The organism is Clostridium sulfidigenes, assembly GCF_000732635.1.
Taxonomy (GTDB): Bacteria; Bacillota; Clostridia; order Clostridiales; family Clostridiaceae; genus Clostridium_J; species Clostridium_J sulfidigenes.
This window is the reverse complement of sequence record NZ_JPMD01000015.1, coordinates 62,776-79,178: the sequence shown is the minus strand read 5'-3', so window position 1 is coordinate 79,178 and position 16,403 is coordinate 62,776. Positions and strand designations below refer to the sequence as shown.

Here is a 16,403-nt window from a genome sequence, read left to right as displayed (position 1 = left end):
TGTAGTTGAATTATGTATCATAACTGTTTCAAATCATTAACAGTCATTCCCTTTAATCTAGTACCGTGGGTTTCACTATCAAAGTGAACATTACTATGTTTAGGATACATAAATTCGATCATTGCGAAGTTTGCAATATCAACTAAAAATTCCGTATTACCAGTTTCTTTATACTTTTTTAATCTTATTTCTAGATTTTCAATTGAATTAATTAAACCCTCACCATAGTTATTTTTTATAGGACCGTATTTATGATAACTGACGAACATTCTATTTTTTCTTAGTTTATCAAATTCTTCACTATATTCTGTCTGTAATACTTGTTCTATATCATTCATAATTTCCTCCTTAAATTTGCTTCACTATCTTAGAAATGCATCATTTATAAAAATATCATGAACTATTTAATATTGTTTATTCTCTCTTTTTTTATATTTACTTACTAACATCACTACAAATAATTGAGGTATTAAATTTAATACGCTAATCATGTTTATTCATATGTATGTTCTGAAAAATAAGCAATTTCAATAAAACCATTTCTTTCATATAACTTTTTAGCACCAGTATTTGACTTAGCTACTCGAAGTCTTATGTTTCTAATAGATTCATTCATACTCATATTTCTAATACAATGTGCTAATATATAACTTCCATATCCTTTATTTTGAACTGTAGGTTTAACTGCAATATCAGTTATATAGTTTTGGCAGAAAATATATGCACCTACCAACTCATTATTCATCCAGAATGAACGTACTTGGCTATGCTCATCTAAATCAATAAGCTTTTTGTAAAATTGTTCTTCATTTATGGCATTAGTATTTACCTGCCAACCATTATCTATATTTAACTGATAATATGAACTATCAAATAAGTTAATAAATTCTTTTAACATATCACTTTTGAATCCTTTATCAATTAAATTACAACAATTTAACTCGGGTAACTCTTTACCAATGAATTCAAGATGATATCCTTCAATATCTAATTTAAAACCTAATTTTCTCACTTCATTAATTATTTTTAGATTATTACCGTACACGTTAAAGCATATTTCTTTTGAGTCAAATTTTATAATATATTCTTTAGTCTTATTTTTTATAATATCTAAAATTTGTTCTATATTGTTTTCATTAAGAAAATAAGCATAAAAAATGCAACAATCTTTATTATCAACAGCTATAAATACTCCTTTGTTTTCCTCTGTTGATACAGAATATATTATATCCACTCGATTATTTTCAAATGCTTTTTTTACATACTCTTTTGCATGGGGAGATATATTATCTATGAGCATTAATATTTCTTTAGACTCCATTTATACTACTCCTTCCATAACATGCTTATTCTTCTGTATATATGGTTTCCCATGGATATTTAGAGTAAGCCGTTTTATGCCTTTTAAAACCAATTTTTTTGTAGAAATCCTCATTTCCAAAGGTAGCGGTAAGATGAATAGGTATATAGTCTTCTCCTTCCAAAAGTGTGTTCATTAAATTCTTTCCTACACCCTTTTTCTGATATTCAGGCAATACCCCCACATCAAATACTGAGCCATAACATATGCCATCTGATATCATTCTACAGGCTCCTATTAATTTTTCATCATCCCATGCTATAACAACTTTATAACTATTTTTAAATGCTGATTGAATTTTGTGGTATTCATTATTTTCTATAAACCGTTTCAATAATCCAACTCTTTTATATAGGTCAAAAAGTTTATCCCACTGAATATTTTCTAATCCTACTTTATATGATATCATCTATACTTGCCCCTTCCTACTTTTCATTATTTAAATAATTATTTTATTTTAAATAAACATCACATTAAACACTAAAACTCATAATACTTTTTCCTATATGTGACCTATAAAACAAGTAAACTTAATGAAATTATACCATATTGAACCAAATTATTTTCTATATATTTTTATAGTAATTTATATTTTAAATACCATGTTATCCAACTCTCAAATAATATTATTTTAATTATACAATTTACTATATAGTTAAATCATAAAATAAAAACACCGTGTAATCATTACTGAATACTACGGTATTTTAACCAACGAATATTTATTTTTTATAGATATTTTTAAGTTTAGGATATATATATCTACTTCTTAGTAATAGGAACCCATATTTCGCAGGCATAATCATCATCATTTGTATCTCCTGGTAGATAAACTTCAAGTTCATAGTCTGCTGCTCTTTCATATCCACAGTTAGGAAGCCATTCTGCTGTTATTTTTGTCCACATGACATCAATTGGGTGCGCCTTGCCATTGAGGCTTCCTCTTGCAGTAAATACTGCCCATTTTCCTGCTGGTATAGTATGGCTTTGCAAATCCGTTAAAACATTTTCATCAGCTTCAGCACCAATAGCCAGTATAGTTTCTCCATTTTCTAAAGTTTTGGTGAAACCCATCTGCCACATGGGGCTGCGATAAAGTTTGTATTCACATGCTATCTTCCTATCAATATCACCATCCAAAAATTCATCCCAAATATCCCATGCTTCACCTAAAGCTTCTTTCCAATCATTAGCTTCAGCATTAGCAGACTGCCTCTTTATTTGTTTAACAAGTCCAACCAATTTTATTTCTTTCTTTTCCTCAATACGATACTCCATCTCAACATCTCCTTTTATTGAAATATGAAAAGTGATGGGTGGATAGGCTTTAAGTTTTACTCCCAAAGTGCGCGCTACCTTAGGAGTTACACCATGCATTCCGACGAAAGCACGAGTAAATGCATCGGGCGAATTATATCCATACTTTATAGCAATATCAATAACTTTTTTATTGCTACTTTGTAAATCTAATCCTGCAAGAGTTAATCTTCTACGACGAATATATTCAGATAAAGATACCCCTACAACATAAGAAAAAACACGTCCAAATTGATGCATTGAGCAACAAGAAATTTTTGCTACTTCATCATACATAATATCATCAGTCAAATGATTCTCAATATAATCTATTGTTGCTGTCATTCTATCAACCCATTCCATTTTACCTTCCCCTTTCATATTTAATTGTAACAAAGGAAATATAAGACTACCCTGCATTCTGAGTTCAAATATGTAGGGTAGTCAATAATTATCTGATGACTACCAGCTCTAATACTCCCAGCTTCTTAAAAGTCAGAGTAAAGAGCTGCTACGTCCTTTGATAACGATTTACCCTAATAGACAACGAGTTCTAAGTATCGAAAGTACTGATACTAAGAACTCTATTTATAATTCTTTTGACATAGTTATAAATTCCATTTCTCCATTAACTGTTTTTCCTATGAATTCATTTATAACTTTAAAATCTAAACTTTTATATAATCTTATAGCTCTTTCATTAAATTTGAGAACTGAAAGCTCTGTATTTTTCAAATTGTACTTTTCCTTTTGTAAGTTTCACTGCTTATATGTAATTTAAATTTATATATTGCATATTTATACATATTATAACATACTCTTAATATATTTATATCTATTACCATTTCAAAGAATACTGTTCTTATTTACCTTCCTAATGTACACATTGCTATATTCTTATAATTTCTTCTTTATTCCTATAAGTGAAATTAATCCATGTGCCAAGGTTTCTCCCCAAGATAAATAATCATGTCCTCCATTAAACCATCGCAAATCAACTTTATATCCTTTAGATATCAATGTATCTCTTAAATTTATATTAGGATCTATAATTTTATACTTAGTTTCTAAAACCCCCATATCTAGGTAAAATTTAAGATTGAGCGTATTTACTTCTTTAAACATTTTGCTCATCCAGCAATCCTCATTAGGTACATAGTCTTCTGAATTATACCAAAAATAACCTGATTGAGAAAGGACATTTCCAAAAATTTCCGAATAGTTTAACCCTAAATAAGCTGCTGTTAATCCTCCTAGACTAAGTCCACAAATTATAGCTTTTTCTGGCATGCTAGAAATATTATAATTTTTTTTAGCCCATGGGATTACCTCCCTTGCAATGCACTTACAAAATGAATCATTACACTTTAGTTCTTTTCCTCTATTTTTTGTTGAATCAATAAATATAGCAACTATAGGTGGTATTTCTTTAGCGGCAATAAGATTATTCAAAGTTTCTATTGCAGAAAGAGTAGAGATATAATCATCACCATCAGTTAAAACCATAAATCCATAAGGTTTTTCTTTCTTATCATATCCATAAGGTGTATAAACTCTGATTCTACGCTTATCCCCTAAGTTTTTACTTTCAAACCTATGTTCCTCTATTTTTCCTTTTGGTACATCTTCTATTTTTGTTGACCAAATATCTTCAGGCGACTTAGGCATTAATACATAAGAACCTTTATCTTCTGGATTCTCTTTATCAAAACTCAATGCTCTTTTACAAAACTTATCATACTTAACTCTACTACCAAATCTTTCATTCCAATAATCATCCAATGGATCATTTGGTGAAAAGTAATATATAAATCTTAAATTATTTCTTACTTCATAAGTAATAAACCATAGATCCGTTTCCATTATTTTTTCCATTTGAAAATCTCTATAGTTATCTTTAAATCTATCTAATCCTATATCAGGTATAAACAAAACATTTTTACACTCTTTATTCCCTTCATATATAAAAGTAACTAAGCTATTCTTATCATCATTTTCTATATGTTCTATTATTGGAGAACCCTTATGTTGTAAATCATGTATAAATTCTTCTACAGCCTTATGTCCATTCTGTTTAACCCTTTTTTCTAATTCAATAATAACCTTACTTTTCAATAAAGATTTTTTCATATCACTCTTTACTCCCTTGCTTTCATTCACTACTTTCTAAATAAAGTGAATCCCCATTTTATAATTCATGCTGAAAATAATTAACTTCTCCTTCCTATCTTTAATCCTTATCATAATCCTATACTAATTAATTCTTAAAATATCTATTAAAACTATATATTATAGAGTAAATTGTATAAATTAATTTATACGCAGTAAATGTTTACACTTTAAAATCAGATTTAAGGAAATTATACCATATCATGCAAAATTTCTATACATTTGTAATTTACATAAGTCATACTTCTAATGCATACAAAACAAATTTTTACAATATGTTATACTGTAGATAAAATAGTTAATTTAAACTTAAATTTCGAGATATTAATAACAAAATGAGGAGTAATTTAATTATGAATGATTTAGAAAATATACTTAATTACTATAAAAATGAATTAAAGTGGAGTCCTCCCTTTGCTGAAATCCTATCTAAATATTCTCCTGATAGTTTAAATGGATATTTAGTAATGCGTGAGTCAGTCCAAAATGGGCATTTATCTAAAAAGACTAGGGAATTAATTTTTACAATATTAGATAGTTTGGATGATGAAGTAAGTGGGGCAAAAGCGCATGCAGTTGCTGCCATAGAAGCAGGCTTAACCATGGAAGAATTAGTAGAAGCCTTTGTCATTGTAACTATTGTTAAAGGTATTAATCCTTTATGCAAAACAGGTGTTGAAGCAATAAAAGCTGCTGAGAAAAGACTTGAAGAAATAAATTTAGCAAAAGAAAAGCAAGAATAAAATTTTTATTATATTTAACCATAAAATCATGATTACACATATGATTTCACTACCAATCTAAATAAAACAAATTAAAATACCGTATATTCATTTTAAAGAATAATACGGTATTCTAATATTTATTTTCTATTTATTTTTATATAGACCTATTGAGTTCAACTTTATTAAAAGTCAATTATATTACTTTATAGGAAATTGTAATTCCGTTACGTATTTATTAGGATCATCTGTTACCCATTCACCTTCATGGTATATTTCACGCACTGGTCCACAGATTGAATACTTATTTTCTGAAATCCATTTGTACATTATTTCATAGGTTTCTCCAATTGTAGCGAATGAGCCATTATGAACTATACAAGCCATTTTTTCTATCATTGGCAGTTCATACACTTTAACATTATCACCTTCTGGGATTAATTTTGTTATAGGTTCTACAACTTCCATGTCCTGTATTGAAGTATTGTCTTTATGGTAAAGTGTCATACACGGAATTGTACGTTTTCCTTTTACTTTATCTATATATTCATTAACTTGCGCCCATAGGCTTTCACAAAATTCATCATAAGTTTGATTACCATCCTTCACAAAACATTTTCGCAATGATGCAACTAAGATTTTTTCTACTTTTTTAATTGAAATTTCATTCATAGTAGGTATGCCTCCATTCTTTATTAAAAATATATTTGTACGAAGACGTTGAAGCCTACTTGTTTCTAGTTCTAGTGCCTTTTCAAGTAAATCTGCTTTCACTTCCAAAACCTCTATAAGCGACTCATTACTAGAATTATTATTAAAGAAATTGCTAATTTCAACAAGTGAAAATCCAGCATCCTTTAAAGCAATTATTTTATTTATGGTTATAAGTTGACTTGCATCATAGTATCTATAACCAGTAAATTTGTCTATATATATAGGTTTTAAAATTCCTACATTGTCATAATGATACAGTGTATTAATTGAAAGTCCACTCATACGCGAAAATTCACCAATCTTAAACATAACTTCACCTCAACAAATAAGCTCTACAAGTGTGCACCTTGCCATCTATTATTATTATAAACCCTTCGGTAACCCAAGAGTCAACTACTATAAAAAAGTTATAGGTTAATCCAACTTCCTCTCTTTGCATAAATTTATATCGGCTTCTAATAAAGTAAGAATATAAATTATAAAACATATAAAGTAAATCGAATTGTGACGATAATAATAGAGTGGTATCAAAATATAATACTATATTATATTAAAAATTTATTTTATTTGAAATTTTTGTAGAATAATAAATTCAGTAGAATATATTTTTTACTATATTTATAATTTTTACATATATATTGTACCATTTTGTTTATATGTAATATATATTTAAACATCAAATTCAAATGTGAATGGGGAGGACTTTATGGGAATAAAAATTCAAGAAGTATCAATATATCATCCTAAAAAAAGAATAGAGAATCAACACTTCATTAACAAATATGGACATGATTTAGAAAAACTTTTAAATCACTTAGGACGGAAGTCTAGGTATTTAGTTGATAATAATACAGAAAATTCTCTTACTATGAGTGTGGAAGCTGCTAAATCCTGTTTGAAAAAAGCTAATATTAAGGCTTCTGAATTAGATATTATTGTATTTGTTAGTGATTCTGTAGAACATTTAATACCTACTAACGCTCTTTTGATACGAGATGCTATAGATGCATGTAACTGCGATTTAACTTATGACATGAACGATAATTGTATAGGAATGATAACAGCTATAGATAGCATTGCGACCTATATGAAATCTAAAAGTAAATATAAAAAATCTTTAATCGTTGGTGCTTCATATGGCTCACTCCTTGCCAAAAGTGATTGTGAGTTAGTAAATTCTACTGTTGGAGATGGTGCAGCTGCAATATTACTTACTAATGATGAAGAAACTGGTGGGGTTCTTAATTCTGCCTTCCATACTGATTCTAAAAATCATAAATATATGGTTTTCCCTGAATGTGGATTATCCCATATATATGATGAAGAACTGCCTATAGATAGTAAAAAATATGCTTGGGTAAATCATGATGTGTCTTACTTTAGTGATGAATGGGTAAAACTTATCAATAAACTCTTAAAAGAAGGAAATGAATCTATAACAGATGTAAAACACTTCTTATTTTCACAGTTTTCCCATGCTGATATAAAAGAAACATTAAATAAATTAAATTTAGAGGTTAGTAGTGACACTTATACCTTTGTTGCAGATGAATATGGTTATACTGGATGCACCAGTCCGTTTTTTGCGCTTAATAGAGCTATAGAAACTAAAAAGATAAATAAGGGAGATCTCGTTATTTTTTGTTCAGTTGGTTCTGGATACACAATGGGAGCTTTTTTATATAAATTTTAAAGGAGGAATTTTAAATGTATAAAGTAGAAGTTAATAATGCTAAGAAGGTCTTATTTATCACTGTAGGAGGATTTTTTCAAGAGGAGGATGGCAAAAATTTCTTAAATGATTATAATAATGCTGTAAAGTCTATAACTCCATCAAGCTTTACTCTTGCACTTGAAAGTTCTGAATTATCAACATCAAAAGCAGAAATGATTCCAATTCTTGAGAACTGCATTAAAATGTATAAGGCTACTGGTTTTAAAAACATAGTATCAACACCACCAAGCTCAGCTATTGCTGCAATGCAATTAAAAAGGGTGTTAAGTTCATTAAATGTAGATATTGAATTTATATCAGATTTATCTAAATTATAAAATACATATCTTAATTTTAAATAAGTGGTAAATAGCTTGTCGACATGATTAGATATTTACCACTTATCTCTTCTATATTATAAATTTTAATCAAAATAATTATTAAATATATTTCACCTTATTTTTGATATAATAAAATTAAGTTATATAATAAAGTATATTAAGACGAGGAGTGATATTATGAAATTCCCAATGGGTTTTATAGGGCATGGTTCACCAATGAATATAATAACTGACAATAGCTACACAAAAAGTATTTATAATATCTGTGAGACTCTACCTACTCCAAAGGCAATAATGGTGGTTACTGCTCACTGGATGTCAGACGGTGCCACTGCAGTTACTACATCCCAAAATCCAGAACTTATATATGATTTTTATGGTTTTCCAAATGAATTATATGAAATAAAATATCCATGTCCAGGTTTTCCTGAAATCAGTAGAGTGCTTAAAGATCTTGACATAAAACCTATTGATACATATGGTCTTGACCATGGAGTTTGGTCAATCTTAAAACATATGTATCCAAAGGCTGATGTTCCTGTAGTAGCCCTTAGTATTGATATGGCACAACCTGCTATATATCATTACGAAATGGGTAAAAAATTAAAATTTTTAAGAGAGCATGATATCTTAGTATTAGGCAGTGGAAACATTGTCCATAATTTATACTTAGCAGATATGAATTATGATACTACTCCATATCAATGGGCTATTGATTTTGAAAATGAAGTAGTAACAAATCTAAAATCAAGAAACTTTGAATCCCTAATTGAATATGGAGATAAAAAAAACAACGCCATTCCTACTAAGGATCACTATTTACCATTACTATATATACTTGGCATGGTGGATAAAAGTGATACAATAGAAATACTCTATAAAGGTATTCAAAATAAATCTATATCAATGTTAAGCTTTTTATTTAAATAATAGTTTAACATTACCGCCTCCAAAGTATACTAATATATAAGGATTTTATGGTTATATAAATTATTGAATATATTTAAATATTAAGAAATATATTACTGAATATTCCCTTTAATTATATCATTTATATTTTTACTCATATATTCCCAAGTATCCACAAAATCCTTTAGTTCTTCACGGCCTTTATCTGTTAAACTATAATATTTCCTAGCAGGGCCAAGTGGAGACTCCTTCATTTTTGACGATATAAAACCATTCTTTTGTAGGCGTGTATATAGTGGATATAATGTTCCTTCAGAAATATCAGTAAAACCATTATCCTTTAGTATTCTAGCAATATCATATCCATAAATCTCATCTTTTAAGTCTATAATTTTAAGAACACAGCCCTCTAAACTTCCCTTTAATAACTGTGATTTATTATTCATGGTTTCCTCCTTCTATTGATTTTTATTTTCAAAGAAATACTGTATCAAATAAATAGTTATAAGTATGCCCATGAATATTAAATAGTTTACTTCAAAAAGTACCTTTGTCAAAAATAATTTAGTTAATACAAATATAGCTGTTATAATGCAAAAGCCTATCCATAATAAAAATGTTATCTTTCTATCTTTCTTTTTATCCTCTCCATTAAAAACATTATACATATATTGTATTTTAGATAATAAATAATTGGATAAGATAATTACAAGTAATGTATTCACTAACATTGAAACTGTAACTGAAACTGTAAATAGTGTTGTTTTATTTACCCAGCCTTCAATTAATTGTCCAACAAACATTTCAAATACGCCTGTAAAAATAATTAGTATTATAGGTAGTTTAGAAATCTTCCAGTATACTTTTTCCAGTATAGAGTACCCTTCTATTGTTTCTGATATAAACTCATCACAAAAGGAATTTATATCACTATTTCCTAGTACTTCTTCTACGTCAATTTCTCTTTCCTCAGCTTGTAAAAATAAATCTAGACAATGGTGTATAAACTCTTCAGCATCATGATCATTAATATTTGAAAACCGTATTTTAAATAATATATTTTCAAACTTTTCCTCATTTTCTTTACTTAGTTTATTAATAAACTTATTAACCTCTTTTATATACTGTTTTGTTTTCATAAACTACCCCTCCAAAACTTATTCTCAGTACCATTCATTACAAGGTATATTGTAATACATAATAGTCCTTTTCTATATTGTATTGCATGGTAGTATTTTTGTCAATAAAAACTGTACCTATTTAAAGAGAATATCTAAGTACTATATGTGACTTCTACACATATAAAAAATAGCCTATTTAATTAAGCTATTTTTTTGTACTATAATTATAGTTTTAAACACTATACAGATTATCAATAACCTAGTTGTTCTCCCACAATAATTACTTTTATTCTATTTTTAATAAACTGACCTCTTATAATTGTGAAATCATTACATATTCTGTTGGTACTTTTACAATCTACACAATAACCTAAGGTGGTGCATGGAGTATCTTTATTTAACCTCCTGGCATCAATAGGAGCAGCATAATTTCTAACTCTCTTTTCTGCCTCCTCTATATCCTTTACAATCTTATTTATTCCAGCTACTAGAATAACTTGCTTTGGACCATAAAGCATGGGTGCAACCCTACTTCCATTACCATCAATATTATATAGTTCCCCATCCTCAGTTAATGCATTAGTGCTACACATGAATGTATTTGCAGAAAAATTTTTTAAATAAATTTCCTTTTTCTCTTCACTAGTTATTCCATCTCTATACTTGTCCAAAAATACATAATCACCTTTGCGTAGAAAATCTATAACTCCTGTTTCAAAAAGTGTCATAGAGTCTCCTACTCCTACTGTGGAATTATCATCTATTAGCTTCTTTAAAAGCGTTATTAGCTCATTTTTATCTTTAACAAATAATCCATCCATGTTTCTTCTGTTCAGATTTTTTATAGTTCTATCAATTCTCTTCTCCATATACCATAAAGTATTGTTATCCATCTTAAGTGCTCCTTTCTAAAATAGAATTTTACATTTTAGTTGCTTTTGTAGATTGTATTTTTTCATAATAAGCTCTTTTCTTCTTTCATAATTTATAAATAACTAGCTGCTATTCTAATAATCTTTTTGAATTTACTTTTATATTTCACAATATGATTGAAAAGTTCTTCATGAGTTGGTTCTTTGTATCTATGAGCAATTCTATTTCTAATTAACTTAGATTTTTCTAAGAATTCATAAGTATCCTGATCTAAAATTCCCTCTTCTCTAAATATTTTTAAGCTATCACTTAAGCTTATACCTATCTTAAATCTTTTTATTTCCTTTAGTATAATGGAGCATAAATCCTCAAGGATGGTATGAAAACTAACAAATAACTGCCTTAAACTTGATTTTGCTAACTTTAAGAGTAATCTATCATTGCTAGTTTTAATAATTTCTATACATTCTTCTATATCACTACTACATTCCTTTAAATCCTCAATTATCCTCATAAGTCTTTCTTCATTCATACAAAACATCAACCTTTCTAAAATGAATAAAATTTTCATTTTCTCTATATATCCACTCCACGTCATCGCAAAACTCTTCAAAGACCTTATTATCAGTTGAATATATAATTTCGCAAGAGTTTAGAATACTTATCTTAACAAATATATCTAAAGTTTTACTCTTTAAATCTACTACATCAATTTCTCTTTCTAAAAACCTTTCTAAAAATAACTCTATTTCTAAAATATCATCTAAGGAGAAACTACCTTTTCCTAATACTGCAATATCTACATCTGATTCTTCATTAAACTCTTCAGTTAAAACACTTCCAAATACAACTATATTTATAATGTCAAATCTCTTTATAAAGCCAGTAAATTCTTCTGATTTTAACTTATTTAAGATTTCTTCTTTAATTAATTGGTTTGACAATGTGATCACCAACTTTTCTAATATTCATATCTTTATTATATACAACATTTGTAAAATAATAAACCGTATTGTAAAATAAAATACGCTATACTACTTTTCTATTTATTTACTCTATGTACATACTATATTAATATCTTTCATAATTACTTAACAACTTTTGAAATTTATTGTAAATAGTTAATTTAATTAATTTATTTATAGTGTTTTATGTTAAAATAAAACTATAATATTACTTACATTAAAATTTTACGTTTTACATTTTCATTTAATTTTAAACTCTTATGAGATGGATGCTGGTTATGTTTTCGTTTCCATTTCCAGCATTTATCTTATAACCTAAATGTATAGATAATCAACATACCCTAAAAATATATAAGAGTAGTACTACTTTAATTGTGGTACTACTTTTTTTATTTAAGCTTATCTTAACTTTTTAGTCATAACTCTGCCTTTATAAAAATATATTTTTAAAGAAAGGAGCGATGAAAAAATGGGTAAGCAAAGAAGAGGTAAAGTTATTAAGAAAATAGTAGGTTGGAGAGGTACATGCCCTCTATGCGGTAGAAAAAGAGTAAAATTGGTTTGGACTAAGAAATGTGAAGACGGAAAAACTATAAACATCTGTAAAATCTGTTCATCAACAGTAGCTCAATAATTTTAGAACTTAAAAGGATGTTTTGAAATAACCTTATTTCTAAACATCCTTTATATTTATTTTTAAACTCACTGTTTTAACTTTCTTTAATGTACTTAACTATTGCCCACACTAATCCTTTATTTGATATAACATAATAAATCTTTCCGTCTTTATATAACTTATTTATCATTTCAAGCTTTTCAAGATAGACTAAGTGGGACATACACTCCCCTAACGCAAAGAATCTTTGAGTTACTGGGAAGTCTTCCCAGTTTTTAATTGTTATACTCCAGTGCATTCTTCCTGCAATTTCATAAGGCGAAAGTTTTTCTCCATTAGCCAAAATATCCATGATTTCCTCTAACCTGAGATCATAATGGTCCTTGAGTTCTCTTATTCTCTTTTTAGTATTCCTTATAATAGCTCTATGAGAAGACAGTGTCACGTCTATAGGTAGAGATGCAACTCTATCTAAGCTATCAAAGTATTCCTGTAAAGGGTTTTCCATCCATTGCTCAAGGTTATAGGCTATATTTGGAGTTATCTTTGCTAATATTAAATCTCCACCAATTAAAATCCTATGGTTCTCTTCGTATAAGCAGCAATGAGCTGGTGTGTGCCCTGGAGTCAAGATGCATTTAAACTCATACTTTCCTATCTTTAATGTTTCCCCATCCTTAATATCTGTATAGGTTGGCTCAGTAAAACTTTCTTCAAAACCTTCTTGATCTCTTAGAGCTTTTAGTGCCGATACCGCCTTGCCCTTAGGAAATCCCATTGCTTCATTAAATATATTAATTTCTTCCATATAAGTTACTTTTCTTAAATTATATATCTCTTCACTTTCTCTTGGATGAATATAAGCCTTATTATTAGAATTTAAAAGAAATGGTACAAGACCTGTATGGTCATCATGAAGATGAGTTAAAAATATATCCGTATTGTCCATATTCACATTCAATTCTTTTAAACTTTGTCTTAAGCTTTCTAAAGATTTAACCTTGCGAAAGCCTGTATCCACAAGTAGATTTCTTTCATTACCCTTAATTAAATAGGCATTTAGTGCCCTTAAAGGATTATCCGGAAGTTCTACCTCTATTTGATATATATCTTCAAATAATTCTCTTATCATCAGTATCTCCTTATCTTTTGCCTCATTACTAGAAACCAAATAAAAACTTTTTATAACATTACGCTCTATAATTTTAATCATACTGACTAAAATATAGCTAATATTTTTACTTAACAGACTTAAGAACAATTCCTTTCTTAAATCCCCCACGCTGCTTTAGCTTCCAATTTCTTTTCTCCACTAATTCCTCTTCAGAATATCCTAAATTATGAGCTAGCCCAAACAGCACTTCCATAATATCCGCTAGCTCCTCTAAATTTTTATCCTTTAGATATTCATTTACCTCTTCTTTTAGCTTATCTTCTAATAAAGAAATCATGTCCTCTTTAGATGCAATTTCTACATCACACTGATTTCCATCTTCAGCTATCACCTGTGGAATCTTATCTCTTACTAATTTATTATATACTTTCATTATCTATTACCACTTCTCATAATGAACTATTTCTTCTAAATTCTTTCTTGGACGAGGACTTGGTGCTTCATCTGGATAACCTAAAGTTAATACTGCAACCACATACTTATCATCAGGAATATTTAAAACTGGTCTAAAGTCCTTCTGTTCAAACCAAGCAATCCAACAAGTTCCCAACCCTAAATCTGTTGCCACAAGTGCCATATGTTCAATGGCAATAGATGTATCTCTAATAATTTGCTTAACTTCAAATTCCTTACTATATTCATCAATATAAAGGTCATCACACTTAGGTAACCTTGATTTTATATCTGCAACACACACAAGGTGGACAGGTGCACTAACCATCCACTTTTGATTATAGGCAGCAGCTGCAATTTTTTCTCTATTTCTCTGCTCCTTAACCACAATGATTTGCCATGGTTGTGTATTACTACCTGATGGTGCTAGTCTTGCACTATGAAGAATTTGTAATAACTTCTCATCTTCCACTTGTTTATCCATATATCTTCTTATGCTTCTACGCTCTTCAATTGCTTTAATCATAACTCTACCTCCAAACTAATTTTCATATTAAATTATGTAGGTATTCTATCTTTAAAATACGCATTTACATGTATCTATTATAACATGTTTGCTACAATTATATAAATCATCCATAACACTTATTGATTGCCTTGTATATCTTTGTAATATGAAATATGATTTAAATATTATATTTTTGTGTTTGTTTTAATAAAATTCCCCATTATACCTGCCACTATAACTGGAACTATCCAGTTAAAACCTAAATTCGCAAATGGAAGTTCAGTCACTATTGGTACTCCTATTGAACTTCCTATTCCCATATTGTTTAAAACCGTTAATACACTTATAAATAAAGCTGTATATGTTGAAAAAATAAACACATAATTGTTCTTAATTTTTTCTTTAAATAATGTTAATATTACTAATGTAACTGTTGGAGGATAGATAACACTTAATATTGGTGCTGAAAATTTTATTATAGTACTTACTCCAAAATTAGCTACTATACTACTAAACACGCATACGAATATAACTATATCTCTATATTTCCATTTTCCCTTTGATACTTTACTAAAATACTGGGCTGTTGCAGACGTAAGTCCTATTGCTGTTGTAAGACATGCAAGACCTATTATTATTGCTAATAATATCTTTCCTGGTTTTCCAAGTAATATATCTGTTATATGTACTATTAATGCAGTTTGAGATATTTCTCCTAATGGTATGTTTGCATATTGATTTGAAATGGTAGCTCCTAAATAAGTCAACCCACCATAGACTAAAACTAGTCCTATTGAGGCAACAATAGATGCTTTTAAGGTTAATTTTATTTTTTCCTTTATTCCTTTATATCCTTTATTACTTAATGTTGTTATTACAACAGTAGATAATGCTATAGCTCCTAATGCATCCATGGTTTGATAACCTTGGATTACTCCTTCTGCAAATATACTTTCTACTCTTGGCGCTATACTGATAGAATCAATTGGATTTATTATTCCAACTAATATGAGTAATAGTAGAGTTATGAGAAGCATTGGGGTTAAAAACTGACCTATTATATCAATTACTCTAGATGGTTTTATAGATAAAACCAATGTTATAGCAAAAAATATTATTGAAAATACTACTGGGCTAAATCCTTTGAATATTGGTACAATACCCATTTCATAGGTTGTTGCTGCTGTCCTCGGTATGGCTAAAAGTGGTCCTAAGCATACCATTATAACAGCACCCAAAATTATTGATAATTTTTTACCTACCTTCCCAAAAATTTCGCTTACATCTCCATTGCATTTAGCTGCAGCTATAATTGATAGTATAGCTAAACCCACATCAGCTAAAACAAATCCAAACAATCCACTACTCCAACTTATCCCTGATTCTAATCCTAAAAATGTTGGAAATATAAGATTTCCTGCTCCAAAAAACATAGCAAATAAAGCAAAACCAATTACTATAGCATCTCTCGTCATATCTTTAGTTTTCATTTAACCTACTCCTTAACAAATTCTGTCTTTAAATATAA

21 protein-coding genes are annotated in these 16,403 nt (G+C 28.7%); 5 read left to right on the top strand and 16 right to left on the bottom strand.

All coding sequences use genetic code 11. The annotated features are described in order from the left end of the window. Positions 1-17: 17 nt before the first annotated feature. The 6 genes from IO99_RS07045 to IO99_RS07025 all read right to left on the bottom strand — a co-directional run bounded on the left by IO99_RS07045 (position 18) and on the right by IO99_RS07025 (position 4,786). On the bottom strand, positions 18-338 hold the full coding sequence (locus tag IO99_RS07045) for a hypothetical protein (RefSeq protein WP_035131789.1): 321 nt from the start codon (positions 336-338) through the stop codon (positions 18-20). Between the two features lie 155 nt (positions 339-493). After that, a complete protein-coding gene (locus IO99_RS07040) occupies positions 494-1,321 on the bottom strand; it encodes a GNAT family N-acetyltransferase (protein WP_035131787.1) in 828 nt (275 codons plus the stop codon). A 25-nt stretch (positions 1,322-1,346) separates the two neighbouring features. Then, a complete protein-coding gene (locus tag IO99_RS07035; protein WP_035131785.1) occupies positions 1,347-1,769 on the bottom strand; it encodes a GNAT family N-acetyltransferase in 423 nt (140 codons plus the stop codon). 353 nt (positions 1,770-2,122) lie between these two features. Continuing rightward, positions 2,123-3,019, bottom strand: coding sequence for an AraC family transcriptional regulator (locus IO99_RS07030; RefSeq protein ID WP_035131782.1), 897 nt, complete (start codon positions 3,017-3,019; stop codon positions 2,123-2,125). A 225-nt stretch (positions 3,020-3,244) separates the two neighbouring features. After that, on the bottom strand, positions 3,245-3,391 hold the full coding sequence (locus tag IO99_RS19030; RefSeq protein WP_156964311.1) for an N-acetyltransferase: 147 nt from the start codon (positions 3,389-3,391) through the stop codon (positions 3,245-3,247). A gap of 162 nt (positions 3,392-3,553) precedes the next feature. Further along, positions 3,554-4,786 (bottom strand): alpha/beta hydrolase, encoded by a 1,233-nt coding sequence (locus IO99_RS07025; protein WP_084178116.1) that lies wholly within the window; start codon positions 4,784-4,786, stop codon positions 3,554-3,556. A gap of 392 nt (positions 4,787-5,178) precedes the next feature. Here IO99_RS07025 and IO99_RS07020 point away from each other — a divergent pair, with 392 nt between their 5' ends. Further along, a complete protein-coding gene (locus IO99_RS07020; RefSeq protein ID WP_035131778.1) occupies positions 5,179-5,568 on the top strand; it encodes a carboxymuconolactone decarboxylase family protein in 390 nt (129 codons plus the stop codon). A 180-nt stretch (positions 5,569-5,748) separates the two neighbouring features. On the opposite strand, the gene IO99_RS07015 is transcribed toward IO99_RS07020, so the two are convergent. Then, the gene (locus tag IO99_RS07015) at positions 5,749-6,570 is read right to left on the bottom strand and encodes a MerR family transcriptional regulator (RefSeq protein ID WP_035131776.1); all 822 of its coding nucleotides are present in this window, start codon (positions 6,568-6,570) and stop codon (positions 5,749-5,751) included. 397 nt (positions 6,571-6,967) lie between these two features. Between IO99_RS07015 and IO99_RS07010 the strand changes: the two genes are divergently transcribed. From IO99_RS07010 to ygiD, 3 genes are all read left to right on the top strand, one after another. Beyond that, positions 6,968-7,954 (top strand): 3-oxoacyl-ACP synthase III family protein, encoded by a 987-nt coding sequence (locus IO99_RS07010; protein WP_035131774.1) that lies wholly within the window; start codon positions 6,968-6,970, stop codon positions 7,952-7,954. Between the two features lie 14 nt (positions 7,955-7,968). Then, complete coding sequence (locus IO99_RS07005; protein ID WP_035131772.1) at positions 7,969-8,313, top strand: hypothetical protein; 345 nt, start codon at positions 7,969-7,971, stop codon at positions 8,311-8,313. Between the two features lie 180 nt (positions 8,314-8,493). Next, positions 8,494-9,246, top strand: coding sequence for a 4,5-DOPA-extradiol-dioxygenase (gene ygiD / locus IO99_RS07000; protein WP_051823980.1), 753 nt, complete (start codon positions 8,494-8,496; stop codon positions 9,244-9,246). A gap of 92 nt (positions 9,247-9,338) precedes the next feature. On the opposite strand, the gene IO99_RS06995 is transcribed toward ygiD, so the two are convergent. From IO99_RS06995 to mntA, 5 genes are all read right to left on the bottom strand, one after another. Next, positions 9,339-9,671: a PadR family transcriptional regulator gene (locus tag IO99_RS06995; RefSeq protein ID WP_035131768.1), complete on the bottom strand. Its 333-nt coding sequence runs from the start codon at positions 9,669-9,671 to the stop codon at positions 9,339-9,341. Between the two features lie 12 nt (positions 9,672-9,683). Continuing rightward, the gene (locus IO99_RS06990) at positions 9,684-10,364 is read right to left on the bottom strand and encodes a DUF1048 domain-containing protein (protein WP_035131766.1); all 681 of its coding nucleotides are present in this window, start codon (positions 10,362-10,364) and stop codon (positions 9,684-9,686) included. 233 nt (positions 10,365-10,597) lie between these two features. Beyond that, positions 10,598-11,239, bottom strand: coding sequence for a lactate utilization protein (locus tag IO99_RS06985; protein ID WP_035131765.1), 642 nt, complete (start codon positions 11,237-11,239; stop codon positions 10,598-10,600). Positions 11,240-11,331: 92 nt separating this feature from the next. After that, positions 11,332-11,751, bottom strand: coding sequence for a HepT-like ribonuclease domain-containing protein (locus tag IO99_RS06980; RefSeq protein ID WP_035131763.1), 420 nt, complete (start codon positions 11,749-11,751; stop codon positions 11,332-11,334). Beyond that, complete coding sequence (gene mntA / locus IO99_RS06975) at positions 11,744-12,163, bottom strand: type VII toxin-antitoxin system MntA family adenylyltransferase antitoxin (RefSeq protein ID WP_414632432.1); 420 nt, start codon at positions 12,161-12,163, stop codon at positions 11,744-11,746. The genes IO99_RS06980 and mntA overlap by 8 nt, the downstream gene beginning before the upstream one ends. Positions 12,164-12,653: 490 nt before the next feature. Between mntA and IO99_RS19305 the strand changes: the two genes are divergently transcribed. Continuing rightward, a complete protein-coding gene (locus IO99_RS19305) occupies positions 12,654-12,818 on the top strand; it encodes a hypothetical protein (RefSeq protein WP_167402990.1) in 165 nt (54 codons plus the stop codon). A 76-nt stretch (positions 12,819-12,894) separates the two neighbouring features. On the opposite strand, the gene IO99_RS06970 is transcribed toward IO99_RS19305, so the two are convergent. The 4 genes from IO99_RS06970 to brnQ all read right to left on the bottom strand — a co-directional run bounded on the left by IO99_RS06970 (position 12,895) and on the right by brnQ (position 16,365). Continuing rightward, the gene (locus tag IO99_RS06970) at positions 12,895-13,932 is read right to left on the bottom strand and encodes an MBL fold metallo-hydrolase (protein ID WP_198028568.1); all 1,038 of its coding nucleotides are present in this window, start codon (positions 13,930-13,932) and stop codon (positions 12,895-12,897) included. Between the two features lie 106 nt (positions 13,933-14,038). Then, positions 14,039-14,347 carry a nucleoside triphosphate pyrophosphohydrolase gene (locus IO99_RS06965; protein WP_035131761.1) on the bottom strand — a complete coding sequence of 103 codons (309 nt, stop codon included), beginning with the start codon at positions 14,345-14,347 and terminating at the stop codon, positions 14,039-14,041. Between the two features lie 6 nt (positions 14,348-14,353). Continuing rightward, positions 14,354-14,893: a nitroreductase family protein gene (locus tag IO99_RS06960; RefSeq protein WP_035131759.1), complete on the bottom strand. Its 540-nt coding sequence runs from the start codon at positions 14,891-14,893 to the stop codon at positions 14,354-14,356. A gap of 167 nt (positions 14,894-15,060) precedes the next feature. Next, a complete protein-coding gene (brnQ, locus tag IO99_RS06955) occupies positions 15,061-16,365 on the bottom strand; it encodes a branched-chain amino acid transport system II carrier protein (protein ID WP_051823978.1) in 1,305 nt (434 codons plus the stop codon). Positions 16,366-16,403: the final 38 nt, after the last annotated feature.

Coding starts and splice junctions, on each gene's coding strand:
- IO99_RS07045 (WP_035131789.1), bottom strand. CDS start 338: ATGAATGATATAGAACAAGTATTACAGACAGAATATAGTGAAGAATTT.
- IO99_RS07040 (WP_035131787.1), bottom strand. CDS start 1,321: ATGGAGTCTAAAGAAATATTAATGCTCATAGATAATATATCTCCCCAT.
- IO99_RS07035 (WP_035131785.1), bottom strand. CDS start 1,769: ATGATATCATATAAAGTAGGATTAGAAAATATTCAGTGGGATAAACTT.
- IO99_RS07030 (WP_035131782.1), bottom strand. CDS start 3,019: ATGGAATGGGTTGATAGAATGACAGCAACAATAGATTATATTGAGAAT.
- IO99_RS07025 (WP_084178116.1), bottom strand. CDS start 4,786: ATGAAAAAATCTTTATTGAAAAGTAAGGTTATTATTGAATTAGAAAAA.
- IO99_RS07020 (WP_035131778.1), top strand. CDS start 5,179: ATGAATGATTTAGAAAATATACTTAATTACTATAAAAATGAATTAAAG.
- IO99_RS07015 (WP_035131776.1), bottom strand. CDS start 6,570: ATGTTTAAGATTGGTGAATTTTCGCGTATGAGTGGACTTTCAATTAAT.
- IO99_RS07010 (WP_035131774.1), top strand. CDS start 6,968: ATGGGAATAAAAATTCAAGAAGTATCAATATATCATCCTAAAAAAAGA.
- IO99_RS07005 (WP_035131772.1), top strand. CDS start 7,969: ATGTATAAAGTAGAAGTTAATAATGCTAAGAAGGTCTTATTTATCACT.
- ygiD (WP_051823980.1), top strand. CDS start 8,494: ATGAAATTCCCAATGGGTTTTATAGGGCATGGTTCACCAATGAATATA.
- IO99_RS06995 (WP_035131768.1), bottom strand. CDS start 9,671: ATGAATAATAAATCACAGTTATTAAAGGGAAGTTTAGAGGGCTGTGTT.
- IO99_RS06990 (WP_035131766.1), bottom strand. CDS start 10,364: ATGAAAACAAAACAGTATATAAAAGAGGTTAATAAGTTTATTAATAAA.
- IO99_RS06985 (WP_035131765.1), bottom strand. CDS start 11,239: ATGGATAACAATACTTTATGGTATATGGAGAAGAGAATTGATAGAACT.
- IO99_RS06980 (WP_035131763.1), bottom strand. CDS start 11,751: ATGAATGAAGAAAGACTTATGAGGATAATTGAGGATTTAAAGGAATGT.
- IO99_RS19305 (WP_167402990.1), top strand. CDS start 12,654: ATGGGTAAGCAAAGAAGAGGTAAAGTTATTAAGAAAATAGTAGGTTGG.
- IO99_RS06970 (WP_198028568.1), bottom strand. CDS start 13,932: ATGATAAGAGAATTATTTGAAGATATATATCAAATAGAGGTAGAACTT.
- IO99_RS06965 (WP_035131761.1), bottom strand. CDS start 14,347: ATGAAAGTATATAATAAATTAGTAAGAGATAAGATTCCACAGGTGATA.
- IO99_RS06960 (WP_035131759.1), bottom strand. CDS start 14,893: ATGATTAAAGCAATTGAAGAGCGTAGAAGCATAAGAAGATATATGGAT.
- brnQ (WP_051823978.1), bottom strand. CDS start 16,365: ATGAAAACTAAAGATATGACGAGAGATGCTATAGTAATTGGTTTTGCT.